Here is a 25168-nt window from a genome sequence, read left to right as displayed (position 1 = left end):
CGGTATCCTGTGCACTTTCACGCAGTCCGGAAGTCCCCCGATGTCGACCACCTCCAAACTGCGCCGCGACATCCGCCGGCGCCGCGAAACCCAGGCCGCCAACCGCGAGCAGGCCCAGGCCTCCCCGGTCGAGCCGCATGCCGAACTGCGTGACCAGCAGCGCACGCTGCTGGCCGGGATCGTGCGCCGTGATGGCGAGTGGGTGCTGGGCATGGATGGCCGCATCGCCGGGGAGACCGCCAGCGCGGCGCGCGTACTGGCGCTGATCATGCAGGCGGCTGAACTGCACGAGCGCCAAGGCACCCCTGTGCGGCTGGTGTACTCGGACGCGTTGAAGGATGCCGCCCATGCCGAGGCCAAGGCCGACGGCAAGGATTTCGACCAGTACAAGGTGGACTTCGCCGCCAGTCTGAAGGCATCCGCGCAGGCCTGAGCAACGGCAGACACAACGCGCGCGCTGGACGGTTCCCCGCGCAGCGGCGCATGGGCGGGCGCCGGGCGGCGATGCCCTTGCCGGCGAATGTCCCACCGTCTGCGGTACCCCGGAACGGCGCCGCTGTCAGGTGTAACCGGCAGACAGCCCCCCCAAAAAAAAACCGGCCTTCCGGCCGGTTCTTTTTTTATCGCATTACTGCTCAGTGGGCGGCGGGAGCCGCTGCTGCCAGCTTGGCCGCGGCGGTGGCCGCAGGGACCTGCCAACCGCACATCTGGCCCTGGTTCTGCTGCTTGAGCCACTCGTTGACCGGGCTGAAGTACTCGATCATCGGGCCGGCATCGAGCTTGTCGCCGCCGGTGATTTCCTTCAGCGTGGCCTGCCACGGCTGGCTGGCGCCCTTGCTCAGCATCGCCCAGAACTTCTGACCGGCTTCCTTGTTGCCGTAGAAGCTGCACTGGTGCAGCGGACCCGTGTAGCCGGCCGCGTCGCACAGGCCCTTGTAGAACTGGAACTGCAGGATGCGCGCCAGGAAGTAGCGGGTGTACGGCGTGTTGCCCGGCACGTGGTACTTGGCGCCCGGATCGAAGAACTCCTCGCCGCGTGCGCTGGCCGGGGCCACGCCCTGGTACTTGGCCTTCAGATCCCACCAGGCCTGGTTGTAGTGGTCCGGGGTGATCGAGCCGTCGAAGACGCCCCAGCGCCAGCGGTCGATCATCAGCCCGAACGGCAGGAACGACACGCCGCTCAGCGCCATGCGCATCTGCGCATTGATGGTCGCCTCGCGGCTTTCCTGCGGCTTGTCGACCAGGCCGATCGAGTTGAGGTACTGCGGGGTCATCGCCAGCACGATGGTGTCGCCGATCGCTTCATGGAAGCCATCGTTGGCACCGCCCTGGAACAGCGGCGGCAGCGGGTTGTAGGCCAGGTCGTAATAGATGTGGCCCAGCTCGTGGTAGATCGTGGTGAAGGTCTCTTCGTTCGGCTTGATGCACATCTTGGTGCGCACATCGCCGTCCATGTTCATGTCCCACGCGCTGGCATGGCAGACCACATCGCGGTCCAGCGGCTTGATGAACTGGGTCTTGTCCCAGTACGACTTCGGCAGCGCCGGCATGCCCAGCGACACGTAGAAGTCCTGCGCGCGTTCGGTCATCTGCTTGGCGGTCCGCAGTTCGGCCTCACGCTGCGCCTTGAACTGCGCTTCGGCGCTGGCGCCGTTGCCACCGGCCTTGGCCAGCGCGCCGCTCAGGTTGGTCTGGTACTGCTTTTCCAGCGCCGCGGTGATGTCCAGGCTGCCCGCGCCCGGGTAGGGTTCCAGCTGGTCCCACAGGTTGGACCAGTCCTGCTGCCACATGTTGCCGAGCAGGTGCGCGGCGATCAGGCCGCCGTCCACTTCGGCCTTGTCCTTGCCGTAGGTCGTGTCCAGCTTGGTACGGGCGTAGCAGTGCAGCTGCTCGTACATCGGTTTGACCTGCTCCCACAGCCGGTCGGTTTCCGGGCCGATCTGCTCCGGCGGCATGTCATAGCCGCTGCGCCACATCTGGCCCGCATCGGCGAAGCCCATTTCCTTGGCGCCTTCGTTGACCAGACCGACGAAGCGCTGGTAATCGGCACGCATCGGCTTGGTGGTGCTGTGCCAGCCCTGCCAGGCATCCAGCTGCAGGGTGTAGTCGCGGCTGCGCGCCAGTACCTGTTCCAGATCGCCCAGCTGGCGGCAGCTCGCCGGGTCGGCGTCGTCGGTGCAGTACTTGCCCGCGCCGTACGCGCCTTCCATGCGGCTGGCGATGCGGGTCAGCTCGGCCAGCTTGGCCGGGTCTCGCGGAGCCGGCATCGAGGTCATCAGCTTGAGCAGGTGGATGGCGCGCTTGCTGTCCTCGGACATCGGCTGGCCGTCGAATGCCGCCGCCTGCGTGATCCAGCCGTTGAGCACGGTCAGCCAGCGCTCGTTGGCCTTGGCCGCCACCCGCTCGGAGTCGTCGTTGATGTAGGTCGAGGACAGCCATTGCGCCGAGGTCATTTCCGGGTACATGGCCTTGTACTCGGCGTTGACCCGGGCGACGAACTGGTCCGCGGTCTCGGACGGGGTAGCGGTACCCGCCGCCGGCGAATCGGCCGGGGACGGTTCCTTCTGGCAGGCCGCCAGCGTCAGTGCGGCAGCACCGACAGCCAGGGCCAGCAGGAGCGGGCGGTGGTTCACGGGGACATCCTTGGGTGGTGACAGACCGGCGAAGGCTAGTGAAGCGCCCGCCGCACCGCAAGGGGCAGGGCAACAACGCCCACTGCGCGGGGCGCTCTGCCTGCCGGGGCAGACCGGCCGCGCCGTGCGTTACGCCTCGCACCCCGCAAACAGATCCCGCTGCCGCTCATACAGCGTGGTCCTGACCTGCATCAGGCCCAGCACCGAGGGAAACAGGTTGTCATGATCGGTGTAGGCCGTGGCGCGCCGGCGCACGCAGGCCAGGTCCAGCCCACGATTGGCAGCGAACCCGGGCGAGAACCACATCGTCATCGGCACCCGGGTCTGCTCCTGCGGGGCGATCGCGTAGGGCACGCCATGCAGGTACAGGCCCTTCTCGCCCAGCGACTCGCCATGATCGGACACGTAGATCATCGCGGTGTCGTAGTCGTCCATGCCCTGCAGCGTACCGATCGTGCGCGACAGCAGGTGATCGGTGTAGAGCAGCGCGTTGTCGTAGCTGTTGGTGATCTGCTCACGGCTGCACCTGCCCAGGTCCGGCGTGTCGCAGGTGGGCGTGAAGTGGCGGAACCGCGCCGGGTAGCGCTCGTAGTAGCTGGGCCCGTGGTTGCCCAGCTGGTGCAGCACCACCACCCGGTCGCCCGGCCTGGCACGTACCTGCGCCGCCAGGTCGTCGATCAGGATCTCGTCCATGCAGCGGCCGTTCGCGCACAGGGTCGGATGCCTGGCATCGTCCAGTGCCTGCATCTCCAGGCCCTCGCAGACGCCCTTGCAGCCGGACTGGTTGTCGCGCCAGAGCACGCCGATGCCGGCGCGATCCAGTACATGCAGCAGCGACTGGTGCGCGCGGATCTTCTTTTCGTCGTAGTCGTGACGGCCATAGGGCGAGAACAGACAGGGCAGCGATACCTCGGTGCTGGTGCCGCAGGCATGCATGTCCGGGAAGTTGATGACGTTGGTCTGCGCCAGTTGCGGTGTGGTCTGCCTGGCGTAGCCGTTGAGGCCCCAGTTCTGCGCACGTGCGGTTTCACCCATCACGATCACCAGCAGCCGCGGCCGGCTGCCTGCCGCGCGCGGTGTGGCCTTGGCATCGGTGCCGATCGGCAGCTTCGGCGCGCGCTGGATCGGGTTGTCGCCGCGCAGCGCCTTGGGCAGGCCGAGCAGAATGTTGCCCGGCGTGGCCAGGTAGCGCACTTCACGCTGGTTGCGCATCAGGGCCGACATTTCCTGGAACGACAGCATGGCCCCGCCAAATGCCACCAGCGCCGACAGCAGCAGGAAACCGGCGCGCCACAGCAGCGTGCGGCCCCAGCCGCGACGGATCAGCTGCACCCGCCACACCACCACCATCGGCAACACCGCCAGCAGCAGCACAGGCGGCAGCATCGCCGGGGTCATCAGCTCGCGGCTCTCCTTGTGGTCGGTGGCCAGCACGTTGCGCAGCATGTCCGCATCCAGATAGATGTGGTAGCTGCCCATGTAGTGCGCGGCCAGCGCCGTGCAGAGCAGCAGCACGCTGACCACCCCCTTGGCATTCCAGCGCCAGACCAGCAGTCCCATCAACAGGCAGTGTGCGCCGACCAGGAACAACAGCAGCGACAGGGCGAAGCGCAGGCTGCCCGGGTGGGTGGCCATCGCGCTGTGCCAGAACAGGCCATTGCAGGCGACTGCGAAGAACAGGCTGGTCGCCGCGATCAGGGTCTCGGTTGACCACTGCGGGCGCCAGGCCAGCAGCTGTGACAGGGCCGGAAAGCGCTGCGCGCGCGACACCGATGCACTCATGCCCGCTCTCCTTGCAGTTGCAGCGTGCCGCGCGCGTGGCGGCGTGCGGCGATGGCCTGGACACCCAGGTAGAGTCCCAGTGACACCATCCAGCAGGTGGTCACAGTCCACAGGTCGTGCGAGAGAAAGTGCGCGCCCCGCAGCTGCTGCGACAGGCCGAATGTCGCGCCGGCCACCAGTCCCACCGACAGACCACGCCACCGCCACGCCGGGCGGACCATCAGCGCGAAGAAGTACAGCGCCACCCAGGCGAAGCCGGCGCTGGAATGACCGGCAGGAAAGCAGATGCCACGCGCCATGTCGTGCGGCCGTGAAGCGAACAGGCCGATGTACTCGCGGGCGCCGCCGTAGCGGGCCAGGTCCCACGGGCAATCCATGTTGGTCAATGACTTCAGCAGCGACACCGCGCCCGTGCCGAGCGCCACCGCCAGCACCAGGTACAGCAGTGGCCAGCGCCAGCGTGCCAGGCGCGGTTGGCGCCAGGCGTGGAAGCACGCCACGATCGCGATCAGCGCGGCCAGGCTGCTGGCCCACTTGCCGCCGCGATGCACCAGGTGGCTGGTGACCCACGCGTTCTGCAGAGCCCATTGCTGGCCCTCCAGCCGATAGAACTGGTCGGCCAGCCACTGGTCGCCACCGGCCCCCATCAGGACCGCGCTGACGAGCAGGGCGGCCAGCAGCGGGGACCACAGATGGCGGCGCAGGAATCCGACCGCCGCGGGCGCGGCGGCGAGGGGGTGCGGCACGGAAGCGGGGAACGCAGAGGACATGGGCGCGGCAGCCGGTGAATGATCCGGCGTCATGGTCATCAGCGCAGTGTCGGAGCGGGGTCGGAGCAGTGTTGGCCCAGGGTTAAACGGCGGCCGGATGCGTCATCGGTTCAGTCCGTGTCCGGGTCGGCAGCATCACTGGGCAGGTGCGCGGTGCAGTCGCTGCGCCACGCGGTACCCGGCAACAGCTGCCAGCGGTTGCGGTTGCTGCTGCCGATCTCGATCACCTGGGCACGATCCACGCACGGGCTCATCGCCTCGTCCAGCACCAGCACCCAGCGGGTCTGTGGCGCCTGCGCGAGCCACGGGCCGGCGTCCTGCCACTGCTGGTCCCAGGGCCGCTTGAAACCGAACACGGCGGCCTTGCGATCGGCCTGCAGCAGGTTCTGCTCGCGCCAGGCCACCAGACCCAGTTCGGCGTCCGGTCCGATCCGCTGGCCGACCCGCTGCATCAGCGCCGAGGCCGAGCTGTACGGGTCCAGCGTCGGCATCAGGCCCCAGCCATACAGGTTCCAGAGCAGGACCGCGGTGACCACCACCAGCAGGCCGGCGCGGCGCTGGCGCAGCCACACCACCAGAACCGCCAGCACCACGCCGAAGCCGAGCAGCCAGTTGCCCAGCACCGGCAGCAGGCTGTCGGGCATGTCACGCCGGGCCAGTTGCGCGTGCGCCCACGGGCTGCCGCCGTGCAGGTCCACGGCGATGTACAGCGCGCCCACCGCCAGCAGCGCCACGTAGGCCAGCAGGAGCCAGCGCACCCCGGCCCGGCGCAGCAGGCCGGGCAGCAGCGGCGCGGCGGCCACGCACAGCAGCGGCAGCATCGGGAAGATGTAGACCTCGCGCTTGCCCGGGCTGGCGCTGAAGAACACCAGCACCAGCAGGCACCAGCCCAGCAGCAGCCAGTAGCGGCCGTCCAGCCGCTTCAGGCGCCGCCACCAGCCCGGCAGCAGGGCCGGCAGCAGCAGGCTGCCGGGCAGCCACAACGTCGCCATCACCTGCAGGTAATACCAGGCCGGCTGCACGTGGTGCCACGCATTGGCGTAGCGGGTGCCGGTCTGCTTGAACAGCAGCTCACGCGCATAGGCGTGCAGGCTCGGGTCGGGGTCGCTCAGCAGCGCGATGCCCAGGGGCGCCAGCCACACCGCCGTGCCCAGCAGGAAGGCGGGCAGCAGCCACCACAGCGTACGTGCCGGCACGGCTGGCCGGTCCAGCGCCCGGCCGCGCCAGCGCCACACCGCCCACGGCAGCAGCACCAGCAGCGGCAGAAAGCCCACGCCCTTGGTCACCGTGCCCACGCCGGCGGCAATGCCGGCGATCCACAGTGCGGTCAGGTTGCGGCCTTCCAGCAGATGGCGCAGCAGACCCCACATGGCCAGGGTGGTCATCGCCACCAGCACCATATCGATCTGCGCGCGTTTGGCCATCAGCCCGAACTGCAGGCAGCTGAACAAGGCGAGCACGGCCCACCACGCGACGCGGCGGTTCCACAGGCGCCGGGTCAGGTCCCAGGTCAGCCACAGCGTCAGCAGTGCCGCCAGCAGCGACGGGACCAGGAAGGCCAGGTTCCAGCCGCCGAACACCTGGTGACTGGCGGCCTGCATCCACATGAACACCGGTGGCTTCTCGGCGTACAGCTCGTTGCCCCGGTGCGGCAGCAGCCACTGCCCGGTATCGACCATTGCGCGGGCGGCCAGCACGAAGCGCGGTTCATCCGGGGGCGAGGGCTGGCGCAGGCCGATGCCGGCCGCCAGGGCCAGCAGCATGGCCAGGCAGGCCAAGGGACGCCAGAGGCGTGCCGAACGTGAGGTGTGGTGCATCCGCGGACCCTACAACAAACAGTCACTGTCTCCCCGACAGCGTGGGAAAAGCGTCGAAATGCATCGTATTGCGACCGGATTCCGACGTGGTTCCCGCTACCATGCCGTGATCCTTCACACCGAGTATCCCCATGCGGCTTCTGGTCATCGAAGACAACCGCCAGCTGGTCGCCAATCTATTCGATTATTTCGAATCGCGGGGACATGTGCTCGATGTGGCCCCCGATGGCGTGACCGGCCTGCACCTGGCCGTCACCCACCCCTACGATGCGCTGGTGCTGGACTGGATGCTGCCGCGCATGGAGGGGCCGGAGGTGCTGCGCCGGCTGCGCGCCGACCACGGCTCGGAAGTGCCGGTGATCATGCTCACCGCCCGCGACGAGCTGCCCGACAAGATCGCCGGGTTCCGGGCCGGTGCGGACGACTACCTGACCAAGCCGTTCGCCCTGCCCGAACTGGAGGTGCGGCTGGAAGCGCTGATGGTGCGTGCCAACGGCCGCAACCCGCGCAAGGCACTGGAAGTGGCGGACCTGCGCCTGGACCTGGCCACGCTGGAAGCGCAGCGCGACGGCAAGACGCTGCACCTGTACCCGGCCTGCCGCAAGTTGCTGGAGGTGCTGATGCGTGCCAGCCCGGGCGCCGTGACCCGCCAGCAGCTGGAGTTCGCGCTGTGGGGCGACGAACTGCCCGACGGCGACCTGCTGCGCTCGCACATCTACGAACTGCGCCGCAGCGTCGACGGTCCGTTCCAGCAGAAGCTGATCCACACCCTGCCGCGCGTGGGCTATCGACTCGGCGTCAGCGCCGCAGGGAGCAGCGATGAGATGGCGTAGTGCCACGCGCCGGCCGGCACCGTTGCACCGGCGCATGGTGTGGTGGCTGCTGGGGTATCTGGCGCTGATCTCACTGGCGGTGTTCAGCGTGGGCAACTACGTGCACGAGCATGCCGAACATTCAGCATGGCGCGCGCTGCTCAATTCCGAACTGGACAGCATCGTCAACCACATCGAGCACGAGCCGCACTACCGCTGGCAGGATTCGGACACCCTGCGCCTGTTCTACATCAATGACGCCAGCGACGCGCCGGAGAGCCTGCGCGCGCTGCATCCGGGTCTGCACGACGGGGTCATGGTCGGCGGCCGGCAAAGCGCGGTGATGGTGCGCGAAACGCCCCATCTGGGCCGTCTCGCGCTGGTGCTGGACATCAACGACTTCCACGAGCTGGAGCAGTTCGCCACGCGCTGGGTGATGCTGGCCGGCGTGGTGATGATCATTGTCACCGTGCTCATGGCGTCCTTCGGCGTGGGCCGCCTGGTGCGCCCGCTCAGCTCGCTGGCGCGCCGCATCGATGAACTGCGTCCGGGCGTGCCGGGGCAGCGTGTGGAAGTGGATCCGCGCGGCAGTTCGGAGTTGTATGTCATCGCCAATGCGCTCAACGACTACCTGGCGCGCAACGAGCAGTTCGTCGAGCGCGAACGTGTGTTCATCAGTACCGCCAGCCATGAGCTGCGCACGCCCATCGCGGTGATCACCGGCGCGGCCGAGCTCGCGCTGGGCGAGCCGGACGTGCCCGATCGGGCGCGGCAGCAGATGCAGCGGGTGCGGCGCACCGCGCAGGGCGTGGAGCAGCTGATCCAGCTGCTGCTGGTGCTGGCGCGCGATCCGGCCCGGCTGGCGGCGCTGGGCGAGCGCATCGCGCTGGACCAGCTGGTGCCGGACATCATCGAAGACCATCGCCACCTGATGGGCGACAAGGACCTGCGCATCGACCTCGGTGGACTGGCCCGGGTGGACATCGTGGCGCCACTCGGCGTGGTGCAGGCAGCGATCGGCAACCTGCTGCGCAATGCGATCGAGAACAGCGGGCGCGGCACCATCCGCATCGAGGTCTCGCCGCAGGCCGTGGTGACGCTGCAGGATCCCGGGCACGGCATGAGTCCGGAAGAAATCGCCGCGGTGCACGCGCGCATGGCCCGCGGCTACCGCAATGAGCAGAGCGGGATCGGGCTGGAGCTGATTGCCCGCCTCTGCGAGCACCTTGGCTGGGCGCTGCAGATCGAGCCGTGCGAGCCACGCGGGACGCGGGTGATTCTCGATCTGGGCGCGTCGCTGCCGGATTGGCCGACGTCGTGATCGTCCCGGGCCACGCTGCGCCGCGGCACGGCCCGTCGTGAAGACAATGTTAAGCTCACTACGCGCCGCTACATGCGGCGCTTTTTTTATCCCTTCGATCGACAGAGGATGGCGTCATGCCGACCGAACCCAGTACTGCCCTGATCACCAGCGACATCGTCGGCCTCGGCCTGATTGCCGCCACCCTGGCCCTTGTTTTCTGGGCTGCCAGCGGCCCGACCCCGCTCCTGAAAAAAATCTTCGCCTGGGTCCCGGCGCTGCTGCTGTGCTACTTCATCCCGGCCATCTACAACACCGCCGGTCTGATCGACGGGCACAACACCACGCTGTACAACCCGATCGCCCGTGACGTCCTGCTGCCGGCCGCGCTGGTGCTGCTCACGTTGTCGATCGACATCAAGGGGGTGATCAAGCTCGGTCCCAAGCTGCTGCTGGTGTTCTGCGCCGGCACGCTTGGCATCATGCTCGGCGCGATCGTGTCGTTCCAGGTGATGTCCTGGATCCACCCCGAAACGGTGGCCGGCGATACCTGGACGGGCATGGCGGCGTTGGCCGGCAGTTGGATCGGCGGCGGCGCCAACATGGTGGCGATGCGCGAAGTGTTCGGCACCGACGCCACTACCTTCGGCCAGTTCGCGGTGGTTGATGTGGCCTGTGCCAGCCTGTGGATGGCCATCCTGCTGTTCCTGGCCAATCGCGCCAAGCAGATCGACATCCGCAACGGCGCCGACACCCGCGCCATCGACGAGATGAAAGAACGCATCTCCGCCTACGAGGCGCAGAACGCGCGCATTCCCAGCCTGACCGACCTGATGGTGATTGTCGGCGTGGCGCTGGGCGGCGTGGGTCTGGCCCATGCGATTGCCGCGCCGCTCAGCGGCTGGTTCAAGGAGAACGTCAGCTGGGCCAGCCAGTTCAGCCTGGACAGCCCGTTCGTGTGGGTGGTGCTGCTGTCCACCGCGCTCGGCCTGGGTCTGAGCTTCACCCGTGCGCGCCGACTCGAAGCGGCCGGCGCTTCGCGCCTGGGCACGGTGTTCCTGTACTTCCTGATCGCCTGCATCGGCATGCAGATGGACCTGCTGTCGCTGCTGGACCGCCCGTGGCTGTTTGCCCTGGGTGTGATCTGGATGCTCACCCACATCCTGGTGCTGTGGATCGTCGCCAAGCTGGTGCGCGCGCCGCTGTTCTTCTTCGCCATTGGTTCGCAGGGCAACATCGGCGCCGCCGCATCGGCCCCGGTGGTCGCCGCGGCGTTCCATCCGTCGCTGGCACCGGTGGGCGTGCTGCTCGGCACGGTGGGCTATGCCACCGGTACCGGCCTGGCCTATGTGACCGGTCTGATCCTGAAATGGATGGCCGGGGGGTAAGGGACGAAACCGGCCCTTCACCCAGCGCCGGGGAGGGCTGCCCGGACTTTCAGGAGAAAAAAGCGCGTCGTCCCGGTGCTGCCGGGCGACGCGCTTGAACACCTTGGTCTTGTTGCGGACGCCCCGACCGACGTCCTTCCGAGATTGTGAAGCTCGCCTACCCGTGATACAGACCCGATGCTGTTCGACTGGGGAGCCGACAGCAGCACGACACATCGGTAACAGGGGGCTGTCCGACTCAATTCAATGAGTGGGTAGGCCGTGGAAGGTCAGAAAGGAATCACATCCTATGAAGCCTCTCCTTCGGGCGGCGGCTCGGACCCTGCTGTGCGCCTTCGTACTCCTCACGCAGCCAGTCTGGGCCGCGCAGCCTTGGGAGGAATACTCCAAGCTGATCAAATCGCGCGAGCACATCACGGCTGAAGGGCCGCAGCTCTTTGGCGACGCCGTAAACCTTTATACGGGCGAGCTCAGTTTCGCCGTCAGCGACGTCTCCATTCCGGGCAACAACAACTTGCCTGTGGCGCTGGGGCGGAAGTATGCGGTGCCAGGCGAAGGGATTCCCAACCTGCCGATGGGCGACTGGGACATCGACATTCCTTACGTGGGGGGACCTTCGAGCATTACTCGGGATGGAACGTCCATACCCCCGAGCCGATGGCGCGCTGCTCGTCGGTCACAAGCGTCGCATATGCAGCGACCATCCGGTCAAGCCAACATACTCAGGGAGAACGAGCGGAACAGGGACGCCTGAGCAGCAGGTGGCAAAGCGTACAGCTCAGCCAGATCATCAAGCCAAAACTGCAGATGGGTACCGTCCTGCCACGGTGGGCAAGAACTCTTCAAATCCTGATGCAATCGCTGGACGCGAGCAGCGCCTTATTGAAAGTAATGGTGGGGCTCAGTCCCAAGGGGGAGCCGACGTCCCCCCGGCTTGAGTAGTGGGCGGGTTTAGAGTCCGGTGCTGATGTTATCTTTCTTCGTCGCCAACTGCGCGGCGTACTGGGCAGAAGCTTCCGCCGGAGACGATTGCTCGGCAACAGCAGCGACGAATCCAGCATCTTGAACGGGAGATAAAGGCATTCAGAGGTAGTATTGAAAGGTACAAGAATCCTCCTTCGCCTCCCCCGCCGACGCCCTGATCATGATGATGAATTTTGGATATCGCAGAGTTTTTCTGTGCGATTTCGAATCCTTTAAGCGGATCGAAAATGGCATCAATGTTAAGAATTGTGCGTTGTTGCTTCCTGCTTTCATGGCTTCGGAGGTCGAGTCGTCTTTGAGTTTTGCGCTCGAGGCAGTTCGTCTGGGCTGCAAAGAGGTTTGTTGCGTTGGCCAATTTTCGGATGCACTGGAGGACGCTCTTGATGCAGTGCTGGAGCTCAACGACAGGCTTGAAGTGGTTACGACTTCTAGTTCAGAAGAAGGCGAAGCTCTTGAGTACTTCCTATTTGGGGCTGGCGGTGGGAATCCAGGCATGGATCTGGTTGCGGTCGTGGAAAACCACCCCGCTCTCAGGCGCGCGCTGGTAACTTTGATCCGTTGACAGCCAGTCCACATGAAGAGGACTCATGTCCACTCTAAGTCAACCTCAGAGGGGGCACTTATCGCCTGAAATGCAGACGCCCGATGCAGTGCATCGGGCGTCTATGGCCGCCTGAAGGCGGGTGTATCGTCCGCCACAGGTGTCAGCCTGTGGCGGACAGGTCAGCCGTTCGGAGCCTTTCAGCAGCAGCGACCGCCGTTCCTCCCGCCGTAGCGGGCCTCCTGCCGCTCGCGGAAGAAGGTCTTGTAGTCCATCGGTTCGCGGTCCGGGTGATTCTCCAGCACGTGCCGCACGTAGTTGTCGTAGTCGGGAATGCCGCAGCACAGCCGTGCGGTCTGCACCAGGCGCCGCCACAGCCGGCGGTGCGCCTGGTACTGGCCGACGGGAACCAGTTCGGTACTCATCACAGGTCCGCCATCTGGTGCGGCTGCAGCGCCACGTACGGGGTTTCCTTGTCGGTACGCACCGGCGAACGGCGCGCCTGCACGATCGTCTTGATCGCGTAGACCAGGATCGAGAACACCACGAACAGGAACAGCACGGTCAGGCCGGTATTGACGTAGGCGTTGACCACGATCTGGTTCATCTGCCCGATGGTCTTGGCCGGTGCGGTGATGGTGCCGGTGGCGATCGCGTCCTGGTACTTGTGCGCCTGGGCGAGGAAGCCCTGGGCCGGATTGCTGTCGAATATCTTGATCAGCCCGGCGTAGGTGGTGCAGATCAGCAGCCATACCGCCGGCACGGCCGTGACCCAGGCGAAGCGGTCGCGCTTCATCTTGAACAGCACCACCGTGCCCAGCATCAACGCGATGCCGGCCAGCATCTGGTTGGAGATGCCGAACAGCGGCCACAGGGTCTGGATGCCGCCGAACGGATCGACCACGCCGGTGTAGAGCAGGTAGCCCCACAGCGCCACGCAGCCGCCGGTGGCGATGATGTTGGCCGTCCAGGACTCGGTCTTCTTCAGTGCGGGGATGAAGTTGCCCAGCAGGTCCTGCAGCATGAAGCGGCCCGCACGCGTACCGGCATCCACTGCGGTGAGGATGAACAGCGCCTCGAACAGGATCGCGAAGTGGTACCAGAACGCCATCATCGCGTTGCTGCCGCTGGGGATGGCTTCATGCAGGATCTGCGCGATGCCCACGGCCAGCGTTGGCGCGCCACCGGCGCGGTGCAGGATGGTCGGTTCGCCGATGGCCGCCGCAGTGGCCTGCAGCTGCTCCGGCGTGATCGTGAAGCCCCACGTGTTGGTGATGTAGTGCGCCGCCGATACCGCATCGGCACCGATCACCGCCGCCGGGCTGTTCATCGCGAAGTAGATGCCCGGATCGATGATCGACGCGGCCACCAGTGCCATCACCGCCACGAACGATTCCATCAGCATGCCGCCGTAGCCGATGTAGCGCATGTGGCGTTCATTGGCGAGCAGCTTGGGCGTGGTGCCCGAGGCAATCAGCGCATGGAAGCCGGAGACCGCGCCGCAGGCGATGGTGATGAACAGGAACGGGAACATGCCGCCCTTCCAGACCGGGCCGTCGCCGCTGGCCGCGAACTGGGTCAGCGCCGGCATCTTCAGTTCGGGCATGACGATCAGGATGCCGATCGCCAGCGCCACGATGGTGCCGATCTTCAGGAAGGTGGACAGATAGTCGCGCGGGGCCAGCAGCAGCCACACCGGCAGCACCGAGGCGACGAAGCCGTAGCCGATCAGCATCCAGGTGATCTGGATGCCGGTGAAGGTGAAGGCCGGGCCCCACACCGGATCGGCCGCGACCTTGCCGCCGTACCAGATGGCCAGCAGCAGCAGGATCAGGCCGACGATGGAAATCTCGCCGATCTTGCCCGGGCGGATGTAGCGCATGTAGATGCCCATCAGGATCGCGATGGGCATCGTGGCGATCACCGTGAACATGCCCCAGGGGCTTTCCGCCAGCGCCTTGACCACCACCATCGCCAGCACGGCCAGGATGATGATCATGATCAGGAACGCGCCGAACAGGGCGATGGTGCCGGGCACCTGGCCCATTTCCTCACGCACCAGGTCACCCAGCGAACGGCCGTTGCGGCGACTGGAAAGGAACAGGATCATGAAATCCTGCACCGCGCCGGCCAGAACCACGCCGACCACCAGCCACAACAGACCCGGCAGGTAGCCCATCTGCGCGGCCAGCACCGGGCCGACCAGGGGGCCGGCGCCGGCGATGGCGGCGAAGTGGTGGCCGAACAGCACGTGCTTGTTGGTCGGGACGTAGTCCAGGCCATCGTTGTTGATCACCGCCGGTGTCGCCCGGGTCGGGTCGAGCTGCATTACCTTGTCGGCGATGAACAGGCTGTAGAAGCGGTACGCGATGAGATAGATGGAGACCGCGGCGACCACGATCCACAAGGCATTGATGTGTTCGCCCCGGCGCAGCGCGACGGTGCCAAGACAGAATGCGCCGAGCAGCGCGAGCGCCGCCCAGCCCAGCTTGGAAAAACCTTTCATGAGTGTGCGTCTCCCTGGAGAACATCGTAAGAGTCCGCCTTGGCACCGACAGGGTCAATGCGAAGACGGGGGCGTGCCGCTAGTACTTTGGTCGTAGGTCGCAACGCGGGCGGCGTGGGGATGCGGACAGCGGCAGCGGTCATGCGCGCGGCCTGCACGGTGGGCGCACGCCACCACTGGAACAATCGGTTGCGGGCGTGGCGGTTGGCGGCAGCGGGCGCGGCGCCCATGTTGTATCCCGTCCCCACCCGTCGGAGTCGACATGAGCAGCCCCAACCCCGTGCGCGTGCTGCGCACCATCCGTGGCATGGCCACCTCCGATGGCGCCGGCGTGCGCCTGACGCGCGTGATCGGCGGGCCGTCGCTGCCCGACCTGGATCCGTTCCTGCTGCTGGATGAATTCGGCACCGATCGCGCCGAGGACTACATCGCCGGCTTCCCGAGCCACCCGCACCGTGGCTTCGAGACCGTGACCTATATGCTCGATGGACGCATGCGGCACAAGGACAACCACGGCAACGAGGGGCTGCTGACTCCCGGCAGCGTGCAATGGATGACCGCCGGGCGCGGCGTGGTGCATTCGGAAATGCCCGAACAGGAATCCGGCCAGATGCGCGGCTTCCAGCTGTGGGTGAACCTGCCGGCGCGCGACAAGATGACCGACCCGAAGTACCAGGAGTTCGCGCCCGAGCGCATTCCGGTGGCGCAGCCGGCCGACGGCGTGCAGGTGAAGGTGATCGCCGGGCAGGTCGGCGACGTGACCGGGCCGATCGTCCAGCCGGCGACCGATCCGGTGTACCTGGACATCACCCTCGGCGCCGGTGCCGGTTGGTCGTACGATCTGCCGGATGGGCACAGCGCCTTCGCGTACGTCTTCGAAGGCGGGCTGACGGTCGGGCAGGGCGAGGATGCGCGGCCGGTGGCACGCCAGGAGCTGGCGGTGCTCGGCGGCGGCGAGCGCCTGGACCTCCAGGCCGGTGCCGACGGCGCGCGGCTGATCCTGGTGGCGGGCCGGCCGCTGCGTGAGCCGGTGATGCGCCACGGGCCGTTCGTGATGAACACCCGCCAGGAGCTGATGCAGGCCTTTGTGGACTTCCAGGAAGGCCGTTTCTGAGCTCCTGACACCCGGAAGCGGACGGTGACGCCGAGCCTGGCTCGGCGGCTGCTGCACCGTCAGCGCCCCGCGGCAACCGCCGTCGGCGTCAGGTTCATGCCTTGGGTGAGCGACTGCAGCGTGCCCAGTTCCTGCGCGTTGTCGGCATACAGCGCGATCTGCGCATAGCGGTTCTTGTCGAACTTCACCACCGCCACGCGGCGGGTGTCGTAGCCCGGCGGTTTCTGGCCGCCCAGGTCCGGCTGGTACCAGTACATCGACTCGCCGGCGAAACCGCCTTTTTCCTGGCGCAGCGTACGGGTCAGGGTGAGCGCGGGATCGCGCGCACTGAGAATCAGGCTCAGCACCTCGCGTCCATCGGCGGTGCTGGCCTTGCACAGCATGAAGTCGGACTGTGCCTGCTGATGCCATTGCAGGCCGCTGCCGGCAGGCAGCGAAGGACACTCGGACGGCGATTGCGCCCATGCCACGGCGGCGGACGACAACAGGCTCAGGCATACAGCGGCGCGCAGGACGTTCATGCTTTCCCCCAGGGTCGGAATGGCCGGGTCCGCGTCAGGCAGGCGCGATCCGGTGGCCGCGGAAACCCAGGCCGATGGCTGCGCATATCCCCATGCGCGTCCCGGAGGCGCCAGCCGTCAGGTGACGGACTGGTGATTCGGACGGTAGCGGAATGTGATTCGATCTACAAATATCAGTTTCAAATGAATGTGAATCCGCAGTGCGGCATGCGCTGTCGGGCAGCCCGTGGCGGCCTGCCCGTCGCCCGGCTCAGCGCGGCTCGGCGCCGATCCATTTGCAGGCCACGCCGCCGATCAGGCCGCCCAGTACCGGTGCCAACCAGAACAGCCACAGCTGCCCGACCGCGCCACTGCCGGCGAAGAACGCCACTGCAGTGGATCGCGCCGGGTTCACCGAGGTATTGGTGACCGGAATGCTGATCAGGTGGATCAGCGTCAACGCCAGGCCGATCGCGATCGGGGCGAACCCGGCCGGTGCCCGGCCATGCGTGGACCCCATGATCACGATCAGGAACACCGCCGTCAGCACCACCTCGCACAGGAAGGCGGCCGCCACGCTGTACCCGCCAGGCGACAGTGCACCGTACCCGTTGCTGGCGAATGCACCGGCCTGGCTGCCATCGATGGCGAAGCCGGGTGCGCCCGAGGCGATCTGCAGCAGAATGACGCCCGCCAGCAGGCCACCGAGCACCTGGGCGACGATGTAAGGCACCAGGTCGCGCGCCGGAAAGCGGCCGCCGGCCCAGAGGCCGATGCTGACGGCCGGGTTGAAGTGCGCGCCGGACACATGGCCGAACGCATAGGCCCCGGTCAGCACGGTCAGGCCGAAGGCCAGCGCCACGCCGAGAAACCCGATGCCGAGGGGATTGCCGTCACCGCCGAACGTGGCCGCCAGTACCGCACTTCCACAACCACCCAGCACCAGCCAGAACGTGCCGAGGAACTCGGCCGCAAGTCGCTTGCCCATGCTCATCGATGTCTCCACGCGGTCTGCCCGGGATGGGCAGGCAGACCGTAGCTGAATCGATGTTCATCGGTGTGAGTGTGGCGTCAACGTGCCGACGAACGGCAGGGTCAGGCCTGCGGCAGGGGAATGAACTCTTTGTCGTCGCCGGGAATGGTGCCGAAGGCGCCGGCTTCCCAGTCGTGCTTGGCCTGCTCCAGGCGCTCCTTGGAACTGGAGACGAAGTTCCACCACAGGTGGCGCGGGCCATCCAGCGGTTCGCCGCCCATCAGCATCGCCTTGACCGGGGTCTTGGCGCGCAGGCGGCCGCGTGCGCCCGGTTCGGGCAGGATCAGGTGCTGGGCCGGCACGTCCACGCCGTCCAGCTGCGCCTCGCCTTCGAGGATGTACAGCGAGCGCTCCACGTGGCCGGTATCCAGATCGATCTCACCGTCCGGGTCCAGGTCGATGGCCACGTTGAGGGTGTCGCTGAACACCTTCACCGGCGACTCCTCGCCGTACGCACGCCCGGCGATCACGCGCAGCCAGGCACCGTTGCGGCGCTGCTGGGGCAGGGTGGCGGCGGCATGGTGATGGAAGGCCGGGTCGGTTTCTTCGGCGCTCCTGGGCAGCGCGATCCAGGTCTGCATGCCGTGCAGCGGATGGTCGTGTTCGCGCTCCACCGGCGGGGTGCGCTCGGAGTGGGCGATGCCGCGGCCGGCGGTCATCCAGTTGACGTCGCCGGGACGGATCACCTGGTCCGAGCCGAGCGTGTCGCGGTGGCCGATGGCGCCGGACCACAGAAAGGTGACCGTGGCCAGGCCGATATGCGGATGCGGGCGCACATCGATGCCGGTACCGGCACCGAGCACGGCCGGGCCCATCTGGTCGACGAACACGAACGGCCCGACGCTGCGTGCCTGCAGGGTAGGCACCGCGCGGCGCACCTGCAGGCCGCCGATGTCGTGCACGCGGGGGGCGATGATGGTGGTCATGCGGGCGATCTCGCTGGCGGGGACAGACGCAAGGATGGCATGCGGGTGGGGCAGGCGCATGACCCGTGCGGGCAACAGGGTGTTGCGTTGGGCGGGTCAAAGGCCGTGGTGCGGCGGCCCGTGACCGTCTGACGCGCAGACAGCAACGCCACCTTGCGGTGGCGTTGCTGCATCCGTAGCGCCGGGGTCTATCCGGCGGCCCCTGATCGTGCGGCGTGCGTCAGATCACCGGCTCGCGCAGCACCGCATCGTCCCAGCCCGGGCGCGGTGCGAAACGGTCGCCGTAACGCTGCTGCAGCGCCTTCAGGCGTTCCACCAGCACATCGGCGCCGGTGGCGCGGATGTACTGGATCGGGCCGCCGCGGAACGGGGCGAACCCGGTGCCGAAGATCACGCCCGCATCGAGCAGGTCGGCGTCGGCGACCACGCCTTCGTGCAGGCAGGCCACGGCTTCATTGAGCAGCGGCAGGATCAGGCGGTCCTCAAGGTCGGCAGGCACTGCGTAGCCCGCCGGCACGTCCGGCTTCTGCGCGCGGCCGTTCTCCCACTTGTACAGGCCCTGGCCATCCTTCTTGCCGCGCTTGCCCTGTTCAACGGTCTGCAGGGCGGCGGGAATCTGCAGGCCCAGGAACGGTGCCAGTTCCTTGCCCACGCCGGCGGCCACGTCGAGACCGACGGTGTCGAGCAGTTCGATCGGGCCCATCGGCATGCCGAACTTCACCGCCGCCTTGTCCAGCACCGGCCCGGGAACGCCTTCGGCGTAGGCGGTGGCGGCTTCGAGCATGTACGGGAACAGCACGCGGTTGACCAGGAAGCCGGGCGTGCCGGCCACCGGCACCGGGAACTTGCCCAGCGCCTTGCAGAACGACGCCAGCCGGCGCTCGGTTTCCGGGGCCATGCCGTCGTGGTGGATGATCTCCACCAGCGGCATCTGCGCCACCGGGTTGAAGTAGTGCAGGCCGGCGAACTGGGCCGGGCGCTGGATGTGGTCGCGCAGTTCCACCAACGGAATGGAGGATGTGTTGGTGGTCAGCAGTGCGTCGGCCTTCATCGTCGGCTCGAGCGTCTGGTACAGGCTGCGCTTGGCGTCGGCATCTTCGATGATCGCTTCGATCACCAGGTCGGCCACGGCCACGCCGTCGCCGGCCAGGTCGGCCTTGAGCCGCGCGGCCACGGCCGGGCGCTTGCTCTCGTCCTTCACCTTCCTGGCGAACAGCGCCTGCGCGCGTTCCATCGCCGGGTCGATGAAACGCTGTTCGCGGTCCTGCAGGGTCACGTTGAAGCCCTTGTAGGCCGACCAGGCGGCGATGTCGCCGCCCATCACGCCGGCGCCCACCACGTGCACATGGGTGATGCCGTGGTCCTTGCCGCCCAGCGCCTTCAGCCGCTCGGTCAGGAAGTAGATGCGGATCAGGTTGCGCGCGGTCGGGGTGCTGGCCAGTTTGACCACAGCTCGGCGTTCGGCATCCAGGCGGGTCTGGATCGGGCTGCCGCCGGCGCGCGCCCAGGTGTTGATCAGCGCGTAGGGCGCCGGGTAGTGCTCCTTGCGGGCCTTGCGCGCGACCTGCTTGGCCATCTGCGGGGCCAGCAGCCTGCGTGCCAGCCAGGTGTTGGTCGCCCAGGCGGTCGCGCGCTGCTTGAACGGGCGGGTCGTGCCGGTCAGCGCCAGCGCCACGGCGGTATCGAGCAGCACGGCCGGTGCCACCACCTTGTCGACCAGACCGATGTTGCGCGCAGCCGACGCCGACAGGTTGCGGCCGGTCAGCATCATGTCCATCGCCGCCGGCGCGCCCACCAGCTGCGGCAGGCGTGCACTGCCGCCCCAGCCCGGGAAGATGCCCAACTGGGTTTCCGGCAGGCCGATCCGGGTGGAGGGGTCGTTGGAGGCCACCCGGTAGCGGCAGGCCAGCGCCAGCTCGGTGCCGCCGCCCAGGCAGTGGCCGTGGATCGCCGCCACGGTCGGGCAGGGCAGCTCGGCCAGCTTCTGGTATGTGCTCTGGCCGCGGCGGATCGCGTCATTGACGGTACCGCGCCGGTCGAACTCCTGGAACTCCTTCAGGTCCGCACCGGCGATGAAGCCGGCCGCCTTGATCGACTGGATGACCACCGCCTTGGGCGGGTCGATGGCGATGCGCTCGATCAGGTCGCCCAGTTCCAGCAGCACGTCCTGCGACATGGCGTTGACGCTGCTGTCCTGGCGGTCGAGGCTGAGCACCACGACACCATCGTCACGGATCTGCGGGTGCCAATGTGAGAAGCGGAGCCCATCGAAGCCTGAGAGCATGGGACGTTCCATCCGGTTGTGTATGGAGAAGGGGGCTATGATCCAGAGGTTGTTTCCTCCCCGTCAAATCCCTATAGCTGGGGGGAGAACGACCGCCGGTTCACTGCCTGGATCGGAAACCTTAACGGAACGGTGGTTAAAAGCTGGTGCGGCGTCGTTGATCGGTCGCTGAACTTTTCCCGGGATTGGCAGTCTCATTGCCCGACGTCGGTTGGGCTGACAGGAGTGCGGCCCCCAATGGCCGAGGTTGAAACACCACAGGAGCTGGACCTGGAACTGGTCCGGCGCGTGCAGCGCGGCGAAAGTGCGGCGTTCGATGTCCTGGTGCGCAAGTACCAGCACCGGATCGTCGCCCTGATCGGGCGCTACATCGCCGACTGGAGTGAATGTCAGGACGTGGCCCAGGACACTTTCGTCCGCGCGTATCGCGCGATCGGCAGTTTCCGTGGCGACGCCCAGTTCTATACCTGGTTGCACCGGATCGCCGTGAACACTGCCAAAAACCATCTCGCCGCCCACAACCGCCGCCCGCCCACCGATGACATCGACATCGGGGACGCCGAGCAGTACGACAGCGGCACCCGCCTGCGCGACACCGACACGCCCGAGCGCGAACTGATGCGCCAGGAGCTGGAACAGACGGTGATGAAGGCGGTGGCGGCATTGCCGGAGGAACTGCGTTCGGCCATCACCCTGCGCGAGGTGGATGGCATGAGTTACGAGGAAATCGCGCAGAAGATGGGGTGCCCGATCGGCACCGTGCGGTCGCGGATTTTCCGTGCCCGCGAAGCCATCGACACTGAACTTCGGCCGCTGCTGGATATCGGCAGCGCCACCCGCGAGAAGAGCCGCGTATGACCCCCAAGATGCCTACCCCTGGAAACGCCGGCACCCCGCCGGACAAACTCGATGCCCACAACCGGCAGCAGCTGTCGGCGCTGATCGACGGCGAACTGTCGGCCGATGAGGCGCGCTTCATGCTGCGCCGGCTGGAACACGACGAGGCGCTGTCCGGCTGTCACGAACGCTGGCAGATGCTGGGCGATGTGCTGCGTGGGCAGGCCTGCGCGCCGGCGCCGCAGGCGTTCGCCGAGCGCATCCGCGTGGCGGTGGCTGCCGAGCCGCGACCGCAGCCGCAGCCGGCTGCCGCGCCGGCCACGGTGCGTCGCAGCGGCTGGCGTCGGTGGGGCGGCGGCGCTGCCCTGGCCGCGTCGGTGGCGGCGGTGGCCATGTTCATGACCCGCGAGCAGCTGCCCGGCGAGACCCCGCTGCCCGCGCCGACCACGGTGATCGCCAGCCAGGCCGAGCTGCCGCCGGCGCCGCCCGCCGCCCCGGTCGCCCCGGCCGATGCCGCCCTGGCCGTGGCCGCCGCGCCCGCCGCTGCGGTCGCGGCGGCCAGCCGCCGACAGGACGTGGCGGCCGCGCGCCGCAACAGCGCCACCCGTACCCAGCAGGCCGCGCGCGGTGCGCTTGAGCGCAGTGCCGAGCCGCAGCGCGCTGTCGCCGCCAGCCCCCTGCCGGTAGTGCCGGCTGCGGCCGCGCGCGCCTATCCCTTCGGTGACGTCGGCAGTCTGCAGGCCAAGCCCTGGCCACGCTCCACACTGGCCCCGGCCGGTGGCGGTGCACTCAATGCCAGCTTCTCCACGCAGGAGCCACGCGCCGCGTTCTATCCCTTCGAGCCGCGCCTGCAGGAGGCCGAACCGGCCGTGCCGGCCAGCCGCAGCCATCGCGACTGAGCCGCGTGGCATCCCGATGTTCGCGCTGCGGCCTTACGGCCGCAGCGTCCCTCTCCCTTTCTTCCTGACCCGGAGGCTCGCGTCTGATGACCCCTCGCATGCGTAAGCAGGCTCTGTCCCTGCTGGCCCTGTCCCTGACTCTTCCCCTCGGGGCATGTGCCCAGTCGCCGTCCCCGACCGCGCCGGTCGCCGCGGCCCCGGCCGCGGCGCCGCGCGCGCCGGCCCCGCAGCTGGTCAGCGGACTGCCGGACTTCACCCACCTGGTCGAACAGGTCGGGCCCGGCGTGGTCAACGTCGAGACCACCATCGTGCGCAACAACCGCGCGGCCCGTGCGATGGGCCCCGGCGATGAGGACATGCCCGAATTCTTCCGCCGCTTCTTCGGTCCCGACTTCCAGATGCCCGGCCAGCCGGGCGGGCAGGGCGAGGCCCCCCGCGGGCGTGGCATGGGCTCGGGCTTCATCATCTCGGCCGACGGCTATGTGCTGACCAACTACCACGTGGTCGCCGATGCCAGTGAAGTGAAGGTCAAGCTGGGCGACCGCCGCGAGTTCACCGCCAAGGTGATCGGCAGCGACCAGCAGTACGATGTGGCCCTGCTCAAGATCGACGCCAGGAACCTGCCGACCGTGCGGGTGGGCGATTCCAATACGCTCAAGCCGGGTCAGTGGGTGGTTGCGATCGGCTCGCCGTTCGGCCTGGACCACTCGGTCACGGCCGGCGTGGTCAGCGCGGTCGGCCGCAGCACCGGCGGTCCGGACCAGCGCTACGTGCCGTTCATCCAGACCGACGTGGCGATCAACCAGGGCAATTCGGGCGGCCCGCTGCTCAACACCCGCGGTGAAGTGGTCGGCATCAACTCGCAGATCTTCTCCGCCTCGGGCGGCTACATGGGCATCAGCTTCGCGATCCCGATCGACCTGGCGATGGGCGCTGTCGAGCAGATCAAGACCTCCGGCCGGGTGAGCCGTGGCCAGCTGGGGGCCGTGGTCGAGCCGATCGACGGGTTGAAGGCGCAGGGCCTGGGCCTGCCCGACAGCCGTGGTGCGCTGGTCAACCAGATCGTGCCCGGCAGTGCGGCGGCCAAGGCCGGCGTGGAAATCGGCGACGTCATCCGCTCCGTCAACGGCAGCATGGTCAATGCCTGGTCGGATCTGCCGCCGGCGATCGGTGCGCTGCCGCCGGGCAGCAAGGTGCGCCTGGGCGTCGTGCGCGATGGCAAGGAGCGCGAGCTCACCGCCACCCTGACCGAACTGGCCGAGGACGCCGAGCGCGCCAGCAGCCGTCCGGCGACGGCCGACGCGGCCACGCCGCAGACCGGTGCCAACGCCCTGCTGGGCCTGGAGGTGATCGACCTGACCGCGGCCCAGCGCAAGCAGCTGGGCCTGGAGTCCGGTGAAGGCGTGCGCATCACCCGGGTGACCGGCCAGGCCGCGCGGGACGCGCAGCTGTCGCAGGGCATGGTGATCCTGCAGGTCGGGCGTACCCCGGTCGGCAGCGTGGCGGCACTGGATCGCCAGCTGTCGGGCTACAAGAAGGGTGACGTGGTGATGCTGCTGGTCCGCACCGGCGCCGGCAACAGCGCGTTCGTGGCGATCAAGACGGGGCAGTAACCCCCGCCACTGCTGCGTTTCCGGGCCCGCTTCGGCGGGCCCGGTCGTTTCTGGCCGGTATTGGCGACAATCGGACGTAGGCCCACGCGGGAGCCGGCCGGCCATGCGATAATGTGTCGTTATCCTGACGACGCGACGCGCCGCCGCCACCTATGTCCTCTGATTCGATGCGGAACATCCGCAACTTCTCCATCATCGCCCACGTCGACCACGGCAAGTCCACGCTGGCCGATCGCATCATCCAGCTTTGCGGTGGCCTCCAGGCCCGCGAGATGGAGGCGCAGGTGCTCGACTCCAATCCGATCGAGCGCGAGCGCGGCATCACCATCAAGGCCCAGTCGGTCTCGTTGCCGTATGTCGCCAAAGACGGCCAGACCTACCACCTGAACTTCATCGACACCCCCGGGCATGTCGACTTCTCCTATGAAGTCAGCCGCTCGCTGGCCGCCTGCGAAGGCGCGCTGCTGGTGGTCGATGCGGCCCAGGGCGTGGAAGCGCAGTCGGTGGCCAACTGCTACACCGCGGTGGAGCAGGGGCTGGAAGTGGTGCCGGTGATCAACAAGATCGACCTGCCTACGGCCGACATCGAGCGCGCCAAGGCCGAGATCGAGGCCGTGATCGGCATCGACGCCACCGATGCGGTGCCGGTCAGTGCCAAGACCGGCCTGAACGTGCAGGACGTGCTGGAGGCGATCGTGCATCGCATTCCGCCGCCGGTGCCGCGCGATACCGACAAGCTGCAGGCGCTGATCATCGACTCGTGGTTCGACAACTACCTGGGCGTGGTCTCGCTGGTGCGTGTGATGCAGGGCCAGATCAAGGCCGGCGACAAGCTGCAGGTGATGTCCACCGGCCGCAACCACCAGGTCGACAACGTCGGCGTGTTCACGCCCAAGCGCAAGGTGCTGCCAGCCCTGCGCGCCGGTGAAGTGGGCTGGGTCACCGCCAGCATCAAAGATGTCCACGGCGCGCCGGTCGGCGACACCCTGACCCTGGCGGCCGATCCGGCGCCCAAGCCGCTGCCGGGCTTCCAGGAAATGCAGCCGCGCGTGTTCGCCGGCCTGTTCCCGGTGGATGCCGAAGACTACCCGGACCTGCGCGAAGCGCTGGACAAGCTGCGCCTGAACGACGCCGCGCTGCGGTTCGAGCCGGAAAGCTCCGAGGCGATGGGCTTCGGCTTCCGCTGCGGCTTCCTCGGGATGCTGCACATGGAAATCGTGCAGGAGCGCCTCGAGCGCGAGTACAACCTGGACCTGATCAGCACCGCGCCGACCGTGGTCTATGAAGTGCTCAAGACCGACGGCTCGATCATCAACATGGACAACCCGGCCAAGCTGCCGCCGGTGAACCAGGTCGAGGAAATCCGCGAGCCGATCATCCGTGCCAACGTGCTCACGCCCGAGGAGTACATCGGCAACATCATCAAGCT

Annotated in this window: 21 protein-coding genes; 11 read left to right on the top strand and 10 right to left on the bottom strand. The window is 67.5% G+C overall.

All coding sequences use genetic code 11. The features are described from left to right. Nucleotides 1-40: 40 nt before the first annotated feature. Entirely contained in the window at nt 41-433 is a 393-nt protein-coding gene (locus ACPEH1_RS17250; RefSeq protein WP_423716114.1) for a hypothetical protein, read from the top strand. 202 nt (nt 434-635) lie between these two features. Here the strand turns inward: ACPEH1_RS17250 and ACPEH1_RS17245 are convergent, their stop codons facing one another. The 4 genes from ACPEH1_RS17245 to ACPEH1_RS17230 form a co-directional block, all read right to left on the bottom strand. Continuing rightward, on the bottom strand, nt 636-2633 hold the full coding sequence (locus ACPEH1_RS17245; RefSeq protein ID WP_423716113.1) for a M2 family metallopeptidase: 1998 nt from the start codon (nt 2631-2633) through the stop codon (nt 636-638). 129 nt (nt 2634-2762) lie between these two features. Further along, nucleotides 2763-4415, bottom strand: coding sequence for a phosphoethanolamine transferase (locus ACPEH1_RS17240; RefSeq protein ID WP_166473325.1), 1653 nt, complete (start codon nt 4413-4415; stop codon nt 2763-2765). Next, nucleotides 4412-5185, bottom strand: a complete 774-nt coding sequence (locus tag ACPEH1_RS17235; RefSeq protein WP_423716112.1) for a phosphatase PAP2 family protein — start codon at nt 5183-5185, stop codon at nt 4412-4414. The genes ACPEH1_RS17240 and ACPEH1_RS17235 overlap by 4 nt, the downstream gene beginning before the upstream one ends. A 110-nt stretch (nt 5186-5295) precedes the next feature. Then, on the bottom strand, nt 5296-7002 hold the full coding sequence (locus ACPEH1_RS17230) for an ArnT family glycosyltransferase (protein ID WP_423716111.1): 1707 nt from the start codon (nt 7000-7002) through the stop codon (nt 5296-5298). Between the two features lie 131 nt (nt 7003-7133). Here ACPEH1_RS17230 and ACPEH1_RS17225 point away from each other — a divergent pair, with 131 nt between their 5' ends. The 5 genes from ACPEH1_RS17225 (at nt 7134) to ACPEH1_RS17205 (ending at nt 12048) form a co-directional block, all read left to right on the top strand. Beyond that, nucleotides 7134-7835 carry a response regulator transcription factor gene (locus tag ACPEH1_RS17225; protein ID WP_017356899.1) on the top strand — a complete coding sequence of 234 codons (702 nt, stop codon included), beginning with the start codon at nt 7134-7136 and terminating at the stop codon, nt 7833-7835. Continuing rightward, nucleotides 7822-9135, top strand: a complete 1314-nt coding sequence (locus tag ACPEH1_RS17220; RefSeq protein WP_017356898.1) for a sensor histidine kinase — start codon at nt 7822-7824, stop codon at nt 9133-9135. Before ACPEH1_RS17225 ends, ACPEH1_RS17220 begins: the two co-directional genes overlap by 14 nt. A gap of 116 nt (nt 9136-9251) precedes the next feature. Further along, nucleotides 9252-10502 carry a DUF819 domain-containing protein gene (locus ACPEH1_RS17215; RefSeq protein WP_312710228.1) on the top strand — a complete coding sequence of 417 codons (1251 nt, stop codon included), beginning with the start codon at nt 9252-9254 and terminating at the stop codon, nt 10500-10502. A 289-nt stretch (nt 10503-10791) separates the two neighbouring features. After that, nucleotides 10792-11256, top strand: coding sequence for a hypothetical protein (locus tag ACPEH1_RS17210; protein ID WP_423716110.1), 465 nt, complete (start codon nt 10792-10794; stop codon nt 11254-11256). Nucleotides 11257-11646: 390 nt separating this feature from the next. Continuing rightward, entirely contained in the window at nt 11647-12048 is a 402-nt protein-coding gene (locus ACPEH1_RS17205) for a hypothetical protein (protein ID WP_313273417.1), read from the top strand. 179 nt (nt 12049-12227) lie between these two features. On the opposite strand, the gene ACPEH1_RS17200 is transcribed toward ACPEH1_RS17205, so the two are convergent. Continuing rightward, nucleotides 12228-12452, bottom strand: a complete 225-nt coding sequence (locus ACPEH1_RS17200) for a YbdD/YjiX family protein (RefSeq protein ID WP_136003113.1) — start codon at nt 12450-12452, stop codon at nt 12228-12230. Further along, on the bottom strand, nt 12452-14533 hold the full coding sequence (locus tag ACPEH1_RS17195; protein ID WP_136003114.1) for a carbon starvation CstA family protein: 2082 nt from the start codon (nt 14531-14533) through the stop codon (nt 12452-12454). Before ACPEH1_RS17195 ends, ACPEH1_RS17200 begins: the two co-directional genes overlap by 1 nt. A gap of 262 nt (nt 14534-14795) precedes the next feature. Between ACPEH1_RS17195 and ACPEH1_RS17190 the strand changes: the two genes are divergently transcribed. Further along, nucleotides 14796-15647 carry a pirin family protein gene (locus tag ACPEH1_RS17190; protein WP_313241776.1) on the top strand — a complete coding sequence of 284 codons (852 nt, stop codon included), beginning with the start codon at nt 14796-14798 and terminating at the stop codon, nt 15645-15647. Nucleotides 15648-15706: 59 nt separating this feature from the next. Here the strand turns inward: ACPEH1_RS17190 and ACPEH1_RS17185 are convergent, their stop codons facing one another. The 4 genes from ACPEH1_RS17185 to ACPEH1_RS17170 form a co-directional block, all read right to left on the bottom strand. After that, the gene (locus tag ACPEH1_RS17185; RefSeq protein WP_166473317.1) at nt 15707-16168 is read right to left on the bottom strand and encodes a hypothetical protein; all 462 of its coding nucleotides are present in this window, start codon (nt 16166-16168) and stop codon (nt 15707-15709) included. A gap of 250 nt (nt 16169-16418) precedes the next feature. Then, nucleotides 16419-17141, bottom strand: a complete 723-nt coding sequence (gene aqpZ / locus ACPEH1_RS17180; protein ID WP_136003117.1) for an aquaporin Z — start codon at nt 17139-17141, stop codon at nt 16419-16421. 101 nt (nt 17142-17242) lie between these two features. Next, nucleotides 17243-18106, bottom strand: coding sequence for a pirin family protein (locus ACPEH1_RS17175; RefSeq protein ID WP_136003193.1), 864 nt, complete (start codon nt 18104-18106; stop codon nt 17243-17245). Between the two features lie 220 nt (nt 18107-18326). Continuing rightward, on the bottom strand, nt 18327-20390 hold the full coding sequence (locus ACPEH1_RS17170) for a 3-hydroxyacyl-CoA dehydrogenase NAD-binding domain-containing protein (protein ID WP_153165227.1): 2064 nt from the start codon (nt 20388-20390) through the stop codon (nt 18327-18329). 237 nt (nt 20391-20627) lie between these two features. Between ACPEH1_RS17170 and rpoE the strand changes: the two genes are divergently transcribed. The 4 genes from rpoE to lepA form a co-directional block, all read left to right on the top strand. Further along, a complete protein-coding gene (gene rpoE / locus ACPEH1_RS17165; protein WP_136003119.1) occupies nt 20628-21248 on the top strand; it encodes an RNA polymerase sigma factor RpoE in 621 nt (206 codons plus the stop codon). A gap of 8 nt (nt 21249-21256) precedes the next feature. After that, the gene (locus tag ACPEH1_RS17160; RefSeq protein ID WP_229296543.1) at nt 21257-22126 is read left to right on the top strand and encodes a sigma-E factor negative regulatory protein; all 870 of its coding nucleotides are present in this window, start codon (nt 21257-21259) and stop codon (nt 22124-22126) included. A gap of 86 nt (nt 22127-22212) precedes the next feature. Continuing rightward, complete coding sequence (locus ACPEH1_RS17155; RefSeq protein ID WP_136003121.1) at nt 22213-23739, top strand: DegQ family serine endoprotease; 1527 nt, start codon at nt 22213-22215, stop codon at nt 23737-23739. Nucleotides 23740-23906: 167 nt separating this feature from the next. Then, a partial coding sequence (gene lepA / locus ACPEH1_RS17150) for a translation elongation factor 4 (RefSeq protein WP_423716119.1) occupies nt 23907-25168 on the top strand: 1262 nt, incomplete at its 3' end.

The organism is Stenotrophomonas sp. NPDC077421 (assembly GCF_049545505.1).
GTDB classification, from domain to species: domain Bacteria; phylum Pseudomonadota; class Gammaproteobacteria; order Xanthomonadales; family Xanthomonadaceae; genus Stenotrophomonas; species Stenotrophomonas nematodicola.
The sequence above is the reverse complement of the archived record's forward strand: the minus strand, read 5'-3'. Positions and strand labels throughout refer to the sequence as shown.